Here is a 12,638-nt window from a genome sequence, read left to right on the forward strand (position 1 = left end):
TCCGAAGCATGTGTGTATTATTCATTTCACAATATCTAAACCCTCATTAATAGGGCGCACATTTATAGAAAATAGAGTTGAATGATTGTTAATGTATCATTGGATTTATATTTCTCATAAAAATAACTGAATCAAACTTTGCTTAAAATGTTAATCTTAGTACAATTTATATTATACGGACTAGTAATAAGGAGGTAATAAGATGCGACAATTTGCAAAACCTACAATCGTCGTAAGTAAATGTTTAGAATTTGATGCTTGTCGTTATAATGGAGAGATGATTCCAGATGTAACAATACGAAATTTGCAGCCATTTGTTACATTTATACCTGTTTGTCCAGAAGTCGAGATTGGATTGGGGACTCCTCGTGAAACGATACGAATTGTAGAAGAAAATGGTGAGAATAGACTTGTGCAACCGTCGACACGAGAAGATGTAACTGAAAAAATGGAGCAGTTTTCAAATGACTTTTTACAAACGATACTGGATGTGGATGGTTTTATTTTAAAGAATCGTTCACCAAGTTGTGGTACGCGTGATGTGAAAATTTATTCTGGTTTTGAAAAAGCGCCAGCAAAGGGAAAAGGAGCTGGCTTATTTGGCGGAGCAGTAGTAAAAAAATTTTCGCATCTTCCTATTGAAGAGGAAGGTAGATTGTCGAATTTTATTATTAGAGAGCATTTCTTTACAAGGCTATTTACAATCGCATATTACAAAATGATTAAACACAATAAAAATATGAAAGAACTTGTATCGTTTCAGTCGGATAATAAATATTTATTTATGGCATATAATCAGGTGAAACAAAAGGAATTAGGTCGTATAATTGCAAATCAAAAAAATGAAAAGATTGAAGTGGTATTTGAAAACTATGAGAAGACTTTATATGAATTATTTATGCGTGCGCCCCGTTATACATCGAATGTAAATGTATGCGAGCACATTTTTGGATATTTTAAAACAAAGTTAAAAAAACAAGAAAAAGATCATTTTATAGAACTGTTACAAAAGTATGCAGAAAAGAAAATACCACTTAGTAGTTTACTTACAATTTTAAAATCATGGGCTATTCGATTTGATGAAAAGTATTTATTAAGACAAACATATTTCGAACCATATCCTGAAGCATTAGTAGAAATTTCTGATTCCGGAAAAGGTAGAGATTATTAAACAATAAATTACATAATTCGACACAAAACCTCCTATGTTGTTGTAGAACAATGTAGGAATTTTTTTGTGCATTAGTACAGAATCTGTTTTAAAATTAAGTTATGACAGAATTATAGCAATTGTCTAACTAATATTCTTGTCTTTTAAGTTGTTATGTTTGTAGTAGAAACTCGCACGCTGTCGAAACTCAATATTCGATAAGGGGTGTGTAGCGGAATGGAATTTACTCTAACTCGCGAAAAACAAATGATTAAAGAAATGGTACGTGACTTTGCTGAAAAGGAAATCGCACCGAAAGCTGTATATTATGACAAAACTGCAGAGTTTCCATATGAAACATTTCAAAAAATGGGCGAACTAGGATTACTAGGCATCCCATTCCCAGAAGAGTATGGAGGTTCAGGTGGCGATACGGTATCGTATGCGTTAGCAGTTGAAGAAATTGGTCGCGCTTGTGGTGGCACTGGTTTAAGCTATGCTGCAACAATTTCATTAGGTGCTTCTCCAATTTATTATTTCGGTACAGAAGAACAAAAACAAAAGTATTTAGTTCCAATGGCGTCAGGTAAAACATTAGGTGCCTTCGGATTAACGGAGCCGAATGCTGGATCTGATGCAGGTGGTACTCAAACGAAAGCGGTATTAGATGGCGATGAGTATGTAATCAGTGGTGAGAAGTGTTGGATTACAAACGCAGAGTATGCAAATACAATTATTGTAACCGCTGTCAATGGCGTTGAAGAGAATGGTAGAAAACGTATTTCTGCATTTATCGTGCCTACTACTAGTGAAGGATTAACGATTTCAAGTCCATACGATAAGATGGGTGTTCGTGCTTCTAATACTTGTGAAATCGTACTTGATGGTGTGCGTGTACCGAAAGAAAATATTCTTGGTGATGTAAATAAAGGTTTTAAACAATTTTTATATACACTTGATGGAGGGCGTATTTCAATCGCAGCATTGGCAGTTGGTATTGCGCAATCAGCCTTTGAACGTGCATTGCAATATGCGAAAGAACGTCAACAATTTGGAAAGTCAATCTCTAATTTCCAAGCGATTCAATTTAAATTAGCTGATATGGCGACTGAAGTAGAGCTAGCACGCAATTTAGTACATAAAGCAGCTTGGTTAAAAGATAACGATAAACCTTTCGGCAAAGAAGCGGCAATGGCAAAACTATTTGCATCGGAAGCAGCAAACCGTATTGCGAATCAAGCAGTACAGATTCATGGTGGATATGGTTATATGCGTGAATATGAAGTTGAACGACATATTCGTGATGCGAAACTATTAGAAATTGGTGAAGGAACTTCTGAAATTCAACGTCTCGTAATTGCTAGACATTTAGGATGTAGATAAAAGGGAGGAATCACTATGTTTCAAAAAATATTAATTGCGAATCGCGGGGAAATTGCTGTTCGTATTATGAAAACTTGTCAAAAACTTGGCATACGCACTGTTGCTATTTATTCTGAAGCAGATGAAAATGCCCTTCATGTGAAGATGGCAAATGAAGCTTACTTAGTAGGTGGACCGCGTGTTCAAGAAAGTTATTTAAACCTTGAAAAAATTATTGAAATAGCTAAGAAGACAAATGCAGAAGCGATTCATCCAGGTTATGGTTTATTATCAGAGAATCCGTCTTTTCCGGTTCGTTGCAAAGAAGAAGGAATCGTATTTATCGGTCCTTCAGAAGAAATCATTACGAAGATGGGAAGTAAAATCGAATCACGTATCGCAATGCAAGCAGCAGATGTCCCAGTAGTCCCAGGTATTACTACAAATATTGAAACTGCTGAAGAAGCAATTGAAATTGCAAAACAAATTGGTTATCCATTAATGCTTAAGGCATCCGCAGGCGGCGGAGGCATTGGTATGCAGTTGATGGAAACTGAGCAAACGCTCACCAAAGCGTTTGAAAGTAATAAAACAAGAGCGCAAAACTTTTTTGGTAACGGAGAAATGTATTTAGAGCGATATATAGCAGACGCGCATCATATTGAAATTCAGCTTTTAGCAGATACACATGGTAACACAGTGTATTTATGGGAGCGTGAATGTTCGGTGCAGCGCCGAAATCAAAAAGTAATCGAAGAAGCACCTTCACCATTTTTAGATGAAGGTACACGAAAGGCAATGGGAGAAGTTGCTGTACAAGCTGCCAAAGCACTTGGCTATACAAATGCAGGTACAGTTGAGTTTCTTGTAGATGATCAGAAGAACTTCTATTTCTTAGAGATGAATACGAGATTACAAGTAGAGCATCCAGTGACAGAAGAAATTACGGGATTAGACCTTGTAGAACAGCAACTTCTTATCGCAAGTGGAGAGAAACTATCATTTACTCAGGATGGTGTAAAACGTAGTGGTCATGCCATTGAAGCTCGTATTTATGCAGAAGATCCGAAAACATTCTTCCCATCACCTGGGAAAATTACAAATTTAACATTACCGTCAAATGTACGGATCGATCACTTCTTAGAAAATCATGTAACGATTACACCTTTCTATGATCCAATGATTGCGAAAGTCATTGCACATGGCGAGACTCGTGAAGAAGCAATTTCGAAATTACATGATGCTCTAGAAGAATTAAAAGTAGAAGGTATTAAAACGAACACGCCAATGCTACTGCAAGTTTTGGAAGACGAAGTGTTCAAAGAGGGTATTTATACAACGGGTTTTGTAACGAAACAACTCGTTAAAAAATAAGATTTAACAATATTAAGGGGGAAAAAATGATGACGAAAGTATACGCATCGATGGCAGGAAACGTTTGGAAGATTGTTGTAGGAGTAGGAGATACAGTAGAGGAAGAGCAGGATGTCGTCATTTTGGAATCTATGAAAATGGAAATTCCAATCATTTCAGAAGAAGCCGGCACAGTTATGAAAATTAATGTGCAAGAAGGCGATTTTGTAAATGAAGGAGATGTATTATTAGAAATTGAATAGGGAGATATAGGGGGAAGCGAATTGAAACTACCTAATTTTGCTGTCATTAAAGAAGTCGGGCCACGTGATGGCTTACAAAATGAAAAAAAGATTGTTGGCACAAAAGATAAAGTAAAATGGATTCAACTACTTACAGAAGCAGGATTGTCGTATGTTGAAGTTTCCTCATTCGTTCACCCAAAATGGGTCCCTGCATTAGCAGATGCAAATGATGTATTTTCTGAGCTGAAAAGGGATCCAAATGTTACATATGCTGCGCTTGTTCCGAATCAAAATGGTTTGGAACGAGCTTTTTTGCAAAATGTAGATGAGGTGAATGTTTTTTTATCAGCAAGTGAATCTCATAATAAAAGTAATATTAATAAATCGATTAAAGAAGCATTAGTTGTAATTGAAGATATAACAAAACAGGCATTATTCGAAGGGAAAAAGGTAAGAGGCTATGTTTCTACTGTATTTGGATGTCCTTATGAAGGGGATATAAGTGCTACAGCAGTTGACGAATTATGTAATCAACTGTTTTCATACGGCATTTATGAAGTTTCTCTTGGGGATACAATCGGTGTAGCGAATCCATTACAAGTAGAACAAGTATTAGAACACCTATTAAAGAAGTATGATGCTTCGCAGTTTGCAATGCATTTTCATAATACGTATGGAATGGCTCTAGCGAATGTAGTTAAATCATTAGAATACGGTATTACAACGTTTGATAGTTCTTGTGGTGGACTCGGGGGCTGCCCTTATGCACCAGGAGCATCAGGTAATGTTGCTACTGATGACCTAGTACATATGCTCCATAAATTAGGAGTCCAAACGAATATAGACGAAGAAAAGTTATTGAGAGCTAGTCAATTTATTCAAAGTAAGTTAAATATCCAATTACCGAGTCATGTGTATAGAGCGCTTCAACATAAAACGATAAGTAGGTGAGTAGATGCTACAATTACAAAACATTTCCGTTGATTACGTAACACCTCACGTAGTAAAGATTTCGTTAAATCGTGCGAGACAAGCAAACTCATTATCTTTGGCATTATTAGATGAATTACAAACTATATTAACTCAAATAAGTGAAGATTCAAGCGCACGTGTAGTTATTTTGACTGGTGCTGGTGAAAAAGCATTTTGTGCTGGTGCAGATTTAAAAGAGCGTGCCGATATGAATGAAGAACAAGTTCGTCATGCTGTTAGTATGATTCGCACTACTATGGAGATGGTTGAACAATTACCACAGCCAGTTATTGCTGCTATAAATGGAATCGCACTTGGTGGTGGTACGGAATTAAGTTTAGCTTGTGATTTTAGAATTGCTGCTGAATCTGCAAGTCTTGGTCTTACTGAAACGACACTTGCAATTATACCAGGAGCAGGTGGTACACAGCGCTTACCAAGATTAATTGGAGTTGGTAGAGCGAAAGAATTAATTTATACAGGTAGACGTATTTCAGCGCAAGAAGCAAAAGAATATGGTTTAGTAGAATTTGTTGTACCAGCTAATTTACTTGAAGAGAAAGCGATTGAAATAGCAGAGAAAATTGCTAGTAATGGACCTATTGCTGTTCGATTAGCAAAAGAGGCAATTTCAAATGGTATTCAAGTTGATTTACATACCGGATTACAAATGGAAAAACAAGCGTATGAAGGTGTAATCCATACGAAAGATCGAATAGAAGGATTACAGGCATTCAAAGAAAAACGTAAACCGATGTATAAGGGGGAGTAAATATGTTAGACCAAAAACAACAATCTAATTCATTTGAAGAACGTGTTGAAACGATTAAACAAGGCGGGGCACCGAAATATCATGAACAAAATAAAGCAAAAGGAAAATTATTTGTTCGAGATCGTTTAGCGCTTCTATTTGATAATGGCGAATATGTAGAAGATGCATTATTTGCTAACTGTGAACAAACAGGCTTACCTGCGGACGGCGTTGTAACTGCAACGGGTAAAATACATGGTCGTACTGCGTGTGTAATGGCTAATGATTCTACTGTAAAAGCTGGATCATGGGGATCACGCACAGTTGAAAAGATTTTACGTATTCAAGAAACAGCTGAAAAATTACGTGTTCCGTTATTTTATTTAGTCGACTCTGCTGGAGCGCGTATTACAGATCAAGTAGAAATGTTCCCAGGGCGCAGCGGTGCAGGAAGAATCTTCTATAATCAAGTGAAATTATCAGGTAAAGTTCCTCAAGTATGTTTATTATTTGGACCTTCTGCTGCTGGTGGTGCATATATTCCAGCCTTTTGTGACGTTGTAATGATGGTAGAAGGAAATGCATCTATGTATTTAGGATCTCCTCGTATGGCTGAGATGGTTATCGGTGAGAAGGTAACTTTAGAAGAGATGGGCGGAGCTCGTATGCATTGCTCTGTATCAGGATGCGGAGATGTTTTATGTAAGACAGAAGAAGATGCGATTACACAAGCAAGACAATACATTTCATATTTTCCAAACAACTACTTAGAAAAGACTCCATTGGTTACACCTCAAGAACCGAAACAATTCGATAAAACGTTAGAACAAATCATTCCAGAAAATCAAAATGCTCCTTTCAATATGAAAGATCTCATTAATAGAGTTATTGATGAAGGTTCATTCTATGAAGTAAAAAAATTATTTGCTCAAGAGCTAATTACAGGCTTAGCACGTATTGATGGTAAGCCAGTTGGTATTATTGCAAATCAGCCGCGTATGAAGGGCGGTGTATTATTTCACGATTCAGCTGATAAAGCTGCTAAGTTTATTAATTTATGCGATGCATATCATATTCCATTATTATTCCTTGCGGATGTACCAGGATTTATGATTGGTACAAAAGTAGAGCGTGCTGGTATTATTCGCCACGGTGCAAAAATGATTTCTGCAATGAGTGAAGCAACTGTACCGAAGATTTCTATCGTTGTTCGTAAAGCATATGGCGCTGGTTTATATGCGATGGCAGGTCCAGCATTTGAACCAGATTGCTGCCTGGCATTACCGACAGCCTCTATTGCGGTAATGGGTCCAGAAGCTGCGGTTAATGCTGTATATGCAAATAAAATTGCAGCTTTACCAGAAGAAGAGCGCGCTAGCTTCATTGCTGAAAAACGTGAAGAGTATAAGAAAGATATTGATATATACCACTTAGCATCAGAGATGGTGATTGATGGTATTGTTCATCCAAACAATTTACGTGAAGAGTTAAAAGGACGTTTCGAAATGTATATGAGTAAATATCAATTATTCACGGATCGTAAACATCCTGTATATCCAGTTTAAAAGCCCTATTTAGGGCTTTCTTGCTCAAAAAGTTAAGGAGGGGAAAACATTGAAACAAGCAGTTTGGTTTCCAACAGAAGAGTATAAGGAAAAAACACGTTTATATGGTTGGATGAAATCATTGGGATATGAAGACTATGAAACTTTTTATAATAAATCTATTGAGGAAACAGCTTGGTTTTGGGGAGAGGCAGAAAAAGCAGTAGGCTATCAATGGATGAAACCTTATACAGAAGTGTTAGATTTAGAAAATGGTACACCGTTTGCACAGTGGTATAATGGCGGAACATGTAACGTTGTAGAATCAGCTTTATCCCGCTGGCTTGCGGATGAAGAAACGAGAATACAGCCAGCACTTCAGTACGAAGGGGAAAATGGAACTTCAAAATCATTTACATATGAAGAGCTTGATAACTGGGTAAGCCGTGTTGCAAATGGTTTGAAACACGCGGGTATTGAGAAAGGTGACCGTGTAACAATTTATATGCCGATGATTCCAGAAACAGTTGTTGCGATGCTAGCTGTAATGAAAATCGGTGCAATTATTTCACCAATATTCTCAGGCTTTGCGTCTGATGCAGTCATGACACGTGTGCAAGCGGCAGGTTCAAAAATGATTATTACCGCAGATGGATTTTCACGCCGAGGAAAAATTGTTTCTTTAAAAGATGAAGTAGATAAAGCTTGTGAACATTGCCCAACTGTTGAAAAAGTGGTAATCGTTCGTCATGCAGGAAATGATTTTACACCACATAACTATGACTTTTCGTGGAGTACGCTAGAAAAAGAAAAACCATTCATACATGCCGAAGAAATGCAAAGTGATGATCCATTAATGCTCATTTATACATCAGGAACGACTGGTAAGCCGAAAGGAACAGTACACACGCATGCAGGATTTCCTTTGAAAGCAGCTTTTGATGCAGGATTTGGAATGAATATTAAACAAGGTGATCGTGTATTATGGGTAACTGATATGGGCTGGATGATGGGGCCATTTCTATTATTCGGTTCACTCATTAATGGAGCAACGATGGTTATGTACGAAGGTGTTCCAGACTTCCCAGAAGCAGACCGGTTATGGGAGACAGTTGATAAATATGAAATTACTCATCTAGGTATTTCACCAACGTTAATACGAGCATTAATGGCAAAAGGTGATAAGTATGTCAATAAACATTCTTTAAAGAGTTTGGAAGTATTTGCATCAACAGGAGAACCTTGGAATCCTGATCCATGGATGTGGCTGTTTGAAACAGTTGGAAAAGGAAATGTACCAATCTGTAACTACTCAGGTGGAACTGAAATCTCTGGTGGGATTTTCGGTAATGTTCTTATTAAGCCAATAGCACCGATTAGTTTTAATGCATCTTTACCAGGAATGGCAGCTGTCGTACTGGATGATCAAGGTAAACCAATTCGAGATGAAGTCGGAGAATTATGCTTAGAGAAACCTTGGGTAGGTATGACGAAAAGCTTCTGGGAAGATGATGAACGTTACGTAAACACATATTGGTCGCGTTTTGAAAATAAATGGGTCCACGGTGACTGGGTCATTTACGATGGTGAACAATATATCATCACAGGGCGTTCAGACGATACGTTAAATATTGCAGGTAAACGTATTGGACCTGCTGAATATGAATCTATTCTTGTGAAACATAACGATGTAATCGAAGCTGCTGCAATTGGTGTACCTGATGAAGTAAAAGGTGAAGTTTGTCATTGTTTCGTAGTATTAAGAGACCATGTAACATTCACAGGAGAATTAAAGAAAGAATTAATGAGTTTAGTAAACTCTCATATCGGAAAAGCGTTGTGTCCTAAAGACATCCACGTTGTAGAAGATTTGCCGAAAACACGTAATTCTAAAGTGATGCGCCGTGTTATTAAAGCAGCTTATTTAGGAAAAGAATTAGGTGATTTGTCTTCACTTGTAAATCCTGAAGTAGTTCCGTTTATTCAGGGGTTACAGTCTAGTAAATTATAAACATAAGAAAGGATCTCTATATAAATAGAGATCCTTTCTTATGTTTATAAAAAGAGAAAAAGTGAAGTTGATGAAGAAAAATTCTACTATTAGTGTTAAGTATGTTTTATAGTTTTAATCAAAATACGATATTATGGAATGTCTACTCAATGGAGAAATACTAATTTACAACAAGGTGATAACAAAGCGTGCCTGCTTTATATGTCTGTTAAAACTTTTACGTGTTAATATATAAAAAGCTGACTATACTCAGTCAGCTTTTTATATATTACATTCTAGTATTTATTTCACTATTTGCCGGGCAGTAATGCCCCCACCTAAAAATTCAGCGAAAGTAAGGAAGTAGGTGTGGGATTAACTTTCCGGAAAAGCCCGATTGGTTCCAAAAGCCATATTCTTTCCTTTACGTTGACATTAAAAAAATTACCAATTTTTTCTTTTACAATGGCAACAAATAAAGAAACATTTACAACGACACTTATTTCGTTTAGAACCCCAATCATCATCACGATGACACTTTTCTTTAGATTTCCACCAATCATCGTCACGATGACACTTTTCTTTAGATTTCCACCAATCATCATTACAATGCTTTTTCTGAGAACTCCAATCATCATCACAATGATGCTTTTCTTTAGATTTCCACCAATCATCACAACAATGCTTTTTCTGAGAACTCCAGCAATCATTTTTCCAAGACATTCATTTCTACCTCCTTTCAATAGTGTTCATATTATTCTATGTTTTAATAAAAAAATGGCTTGTTTATTAACCTACTATTTTATCTTTATATGATAGAGTGTTTTCTACTCGATATAGAGTTCATACAAACCATGCTAATTTTTAAGAGATAGTGGAGAGAACTACTACTAGTTATGGTGTTTTCCAATAAACATTTGTTGAAGAAAGCGTTCTGATTACAAATAATATCTTATTTTCGAGTACGCTTTTTTAAATGTATATTTCACAATAACAAAGGAAAAATCCACAAATAAAGTCTATGTATATGTGAGTTAATGGAAAAATCTAGTGTGTTTTTAAGGTGCGTCTTATTTAAAAGAAAAAAGATTTGTTTTAGAAAGTGGTGTCTAAACATTAAATGGAGTAGGACTAAATTCACGGCCGCTCATTAAACAAGCTTTTAATTAGGAGAAGTCTGTTTTTATAATGAATAATGAAAAGAAAGTATAGTACAATTGTTTGTTTTTTTTCTTTTTATGTGTTTGCCTCGTACCCTTTTAAGCTAGTGGACATACTTTACTAATAGAAAGGATTAGGGGGTGAGGTATTGGGTTCTCGATTTAATAATTGTAAAAAGAAGTGTACATGTAAACAAGATGATTGTTGGGAAGTATTCGAAGAGTGTAAAAAAGAACAGCATGAGAAATGTGATAATTCTTGTGTACAAGGAATTAGAGATGAACTTAAGAAATTAATTAATCGAACAGTTCAAATTAATACAGAGGGACGTACTTATGTAGGTACTGTTTCGTCTGTAAGTTGTGATCTAGTTAGGCTTGCGGCTATTCCTGGATCGGTTGGAGTAATTATTTCCATTTGTAAAATTGAAGCAATTTTCCCACCTGTTACAACGGTTACTGCTGACTTTGATTTTAATGGTATTGATGTAGCAAACAAAGCATAATTATGCTGCTTTTTTGTAAAGCCATTCACATGAATGGCTTTATTTTAATTTCATATAAAAGGAGAATATATTCTTTATATAGAAATAAGTTTGAGGTTATAAAGCATGATGTATGAAAGGAGCAAGGAAGTGATTAAACTAGAAAGCTTTAAGAAATCTGATTTTAAACAATTAATAAATTGGATTAACTCCGAAGAATTTCTAATACAATGGTCAGGAAATGCATTCACATTCCCTTTAGACGAACAGCAATTAGAGAAGTATATAGAAAGTGCAAATACACTCGCTTTCAAAGTGGTAGATGAAGTGACTTCAGACGTTATTGGTCATATTTCGCTTGGGCAAATAGATAATATTAATAAGTCCGCTAGAATTGGAAAAGTATTAGTTGGTAATACGAAGATGAGAGGACGTTCTATAGGAAAACATATGATGAAAGCAGTACTTCATATTGCTTTTGACGAATTAAAACTACATAGGGTAACTCTTGGTGTGTACGATTTTAATACATCGGCCATTTTCTGTTACGAAAAAATAGGGTTTGTAAAAGAAGGCTTATTAAGAGAGTCAAAAAGAGTAGGAGAAACGTATTGGAATTTATGGGAAATGAGTATGTTAGAATATGAATGGAAGAAGTAGCAACAATAGTAATTTATAATTATATTATGTTAACAAAAGGGGCTTGGTGGGTATAGTGGATAATAAAACAAAAATAATTTCAATTGCAGCTGTTTCAGGGGGAGAGCTAGTATATTAAAACTGACAAAGAAACCATTTTTGAAAAAGGCCCACCTGCATTGTTTCTGAGGAATAAGAGGGTGAGCCCTAATTAAACGAAACTGAATGAATCTGTAAAAATTGTAACTAAAGTATGCATCAACAAGGTATTGAAAGGGATGAATAGTAAACTTTACAGATTATTCCATATGTAACAAAACTGGTTAGCTTCTGATTTAAGCGCTACTAAATGATTATTATTAATAGAGTTATTCGTATACATTCTGTTCTTTTGGATGTTAAGTACCGTATAATTCACATCGTTTCGTTCATTTGAAAATGTTGATTCATTTAATAGTGTAAGTGTCGAGTTAATGTTGTATTTATCAATTCGCTCTTTTTTTCCTTTGAAAAACAGTTTGATAAGATGTGGCTCATTATTAATGAATAAGCCAAGTTCAGGTGATGAACGGACGATTAAATCATCTGATTTCCAATGTGATTTACCTGGATCAAACCAGGAGATGTCTTTATTTTTAATGAATTTTTTGTATTGCTTTATAACATCAATGTAGTTTTGTTTTTTTTTCTGATCAACCGTTTGTACTAATGTTTCGAAACATTCAAAAGGTAGTTTGTTTTGATGAAATTTAATAACAGTTTCTCGTAATTGTTTCCAGTAATCAAAAGCTGGTTGATATTCAGGTTGGGATTTTAGATTTTTTATAAAGTTTGTTTTAGCTGTACTACCTTTCAGTGTGAAGTCTAAAAATTGTGTAAGCCCTACTTTAATTTCTGTCATATTACATCACCCTTCCAAACATTATTCATTTAATAATAGACGAAATACCCTACATTTTTAAAGAAATGAGCTAGATGCTAGAAAAC

12 protein-coding genes are annotated in these 12,638 nt (G+C 35.6%); 10 read left to right on the plus strand and 2 right to left on the minus strand.

Annotated elements, in window-relative coordinates; genetic code table 11:
- Positions 1–202: 202 nt before the first annotated feature.
- From NZ044_RS12490 to NZ044_RS12525, 8 genes are all read left to right on the plus strand, one after another.
- Positions 203–1,171: a YbgA family protein gene (locus NZ044_RS12490; protein ID WP_001248636.1), complete on the plus strand. Its 969-nt coding sequence runs from the start codon at positions 203–205 to the stop codon at positions 1,169–1,171.
- A 216-nt stretch (positions 1,172–1,387) separates the two neighbouring features.
- A complete protein-coding gene (locus tag NZ044_RS12495) occupies positions 1,388–2,533 on the plus strand; it encodes an acyl-CoA dehydrogenase (RefSeq protein WP_098506501.1) in 1,146 nt (381 codons plus the stop codon).
- 15 nt (positions 2,534–2,548) lie between these two features.
- Positions 2,549–3,886 carry an acetyl-CoA carboxylase biotin carboxylase subunit gene (locus NZ044_RS12500; RefSeq protein WP_000486744.1) on the plus strand — a complete coding sequence of 446 codons (1,338 nt, stop codon included), beginning with the start codon at positions 2,549–2,551 and terminating at the stop codon, positions 3,884–3,886.
- 26 nt (positions 3,887–3,912) lie between these two features.
- Positions 3,913–4,128, plus strand: a complete 216-nt coding sequence (locus NZ044_RS12505; protein ID WP_001987345.1) for an acetyl-CoA carboxylase biotin carboxyl carrier protein subunit — start codon at positions 3,913–3,915, stop codon at positions 4,126–4,128.
- Between the two features lie 21 nt (positions 4,129–4,149).
- The gene (gene mvaB / locus NZ044_RS12510) at positions 4,150–5,061 is read left to right on the plus strand and encodes a hydroxymethylglutaryl-CoA lyase (protein WP_000775428.1); all 912 of its coding nucleotides are present in this window, start codon (positions 4,150–4,152) and stop codon (positions 5,059–5,061) included.
- 4 nt (positions 5,062–5,065) lie between these two features.
- Positions 5,066–5,854 carry an enoyl-CoA hydratase gene (locus tag NZ044_RS12515; protein ID WP_000939799.1) on the plus strand — a complete coding sequence of 263 codons (789 nt, stop codon included), beginning with the start codon at positions 5,066–5,068 and terminating at the stop codon, positions 5,852–5,854.
- Positions 5,855–5,856: 2 nt separating this feature from the next.
- Complete coding sequence (locus tag NZ044_RS12520) at positions 5,857–7,398, plus strand: acyl-CoA carboxylase subunit beta (protein ID WP_340949771.1); 1,542 nt, start codon at positions 5,857–5,859, stop codon at positions 7,396–7,398.
- Positions 7,399–7,447: 49 nt separating this feature from the next.
- Positions 7,448–9,388 (plus strand): AMP-binding protein, encoded by a 1,941-nt coding sequence (locus tag NZ044_RS12525; RefSeq protein WP_000806483.1) that lies wholly within the window; start codon positions 7,448–7,450, stop codon positions 9,386–9,388.
- Between the two features lie 317 nt (positions 9,389–9,705).
- Here the strand turns inward: NZ044_RS12525 and NZ044_RS12530 are convergent, their stop codons facing one another.
- Positions 9,706–10,077 carry a hypothetical protein gene (locus NZ044_RS12530; RefSeq protein ID WP_042992790.1) on the minus strand — a complete coding sequence of 124 codons (372 nt, stop codon included), beginning with the start codon at positions 10,075–10,077 and terminating at the stop codon, positions 9,706–9,708.
- 599 nt (positions 10,078–10,676) lie between these two features.
- Here NZ044_RS12530 and NZ044_RS12535 point away from each other — a divergent pair.
- Together NZ044_RS12535 and NZ044_RS12540 are read left to right on the plus strand one after the other, a co-directional pair.
- Positions 10,677–11,033 carry a hypothetical protein gene (locus NZ044_RS12535; RefSeq protein WP_000535572.1) on the plus strand — a complete coding sequence of 119 codons (357 nt, stop codon included), beginning with the start codon at positions 10,677–10,679 and terminating at the stop codon, positions 11,031–11,033.
- Positions 11,034–11,138: 105 nt separating this feature from the next.
- Positions 11,139–11,672, plus strand: a complete 534-nt coding sequence (locus NZ044_RS12540; RefSeq protein ID WP_000990084.1) for a GNAT family N-acetyltransferase — start codon at positions 11,139–11,141, stop codon at positions 11,670–11,672.
- A 271-nt stretch (positions 11,673–11,943) separates the two neighbouring features.
- Here NZ044_RS12540 and NZ044_RS12545 read toward each other — a convergent pair whose 3' ends face one another.
- Complete coding sequence (locus NZ044_RS12545; protein WP_000136050.1) at positions 11,944–12,552, minus strand: hypothetical protein; 609 nt, start codon at positions 12,550–12,552, stop codon at positions 11,944–11,946.
- Between the last annotated feature and the right edge of the window lie 86 nt (positions 12,553–12,638).

This window comes from Bacillus sp. FSL K6-1338, from assembly GCF_038006965.1.
GTDB lineage: Bacteria > Bacillota > Bacilli > Bacillales > Bacillaceae_G > Bacillus_A > Bacillus_A thuringiensis_S.

What these genes read in the sequence shown, in the direction of transcription:
- NZ044_RS12490 (WP_001248636.1), top strand. Translation starts at nt 203, where the DNA reads ATGCGACAATTTGCAAAACCTACAATCGTCGTAAGTAAATGTTTAGAA.
- NZ044_RS12495 (WP_098506501.1), top strand. Translation starts at nt 1,388, where the DNA reads ATGGAATTTACTCTAACTCGCGAAAAACAAATGATTAAAGAAATGGTA.
- NZ044_RS12500 (WP_000486744.1), top strand. Translation starts at nt 2,549, where the DNA reads ATGTTTCAAAAAATATTAATTGCGAATCGCGGGGAAATTGCTGTTCGT.
- NZ044_RS12505 (WP_001987345.1), top strand. Translation starts at nt 3,913, where the DNA reads ATGATGACGAAAGTATACGCATCGATGGCAGGAAACGTTTGGAAGATT.
- NZ044_RS12515 (WP_000939799.1), top strand. Translation starts at nt 5,066, where the DNA reads ATGCTACAATTACAAAACATTTCCGTTGATTACGTAACACCTCACGTA.
- NZ044_RS12520 (WP_340949771.1), top strand. Translation starts at nt 5,857, where the DNA reads ATGTTAGACCAAAAACAACAATCTAATTCATTTGAAGAACGTGTTGAA.
- NZ044_RS12530 (WP_042992790.1), bottom strand. Translation starts at nt 10,077, where the DNA reads ATGATTGCTGGAGTTCTCAGAAAAAGCATTGTTGTGATGATTGGTGGA.
- NZ044_RS12540 (WP_000990084.1), top strand. Translation starts at nt 11,139, where the DNA reads ATGATGTATGAAAGGAGCAAGGAAGTGATTAAACTAGAAAGCTTTAAG.
- NZ044_RS12545 (WP_000136050.1), bottom strand. Translation starts at nt 12,552, where the DNA reads ATGACAGAAATTAAAGTAGGGCTTACACAATTTTTAGACTTCACACTG.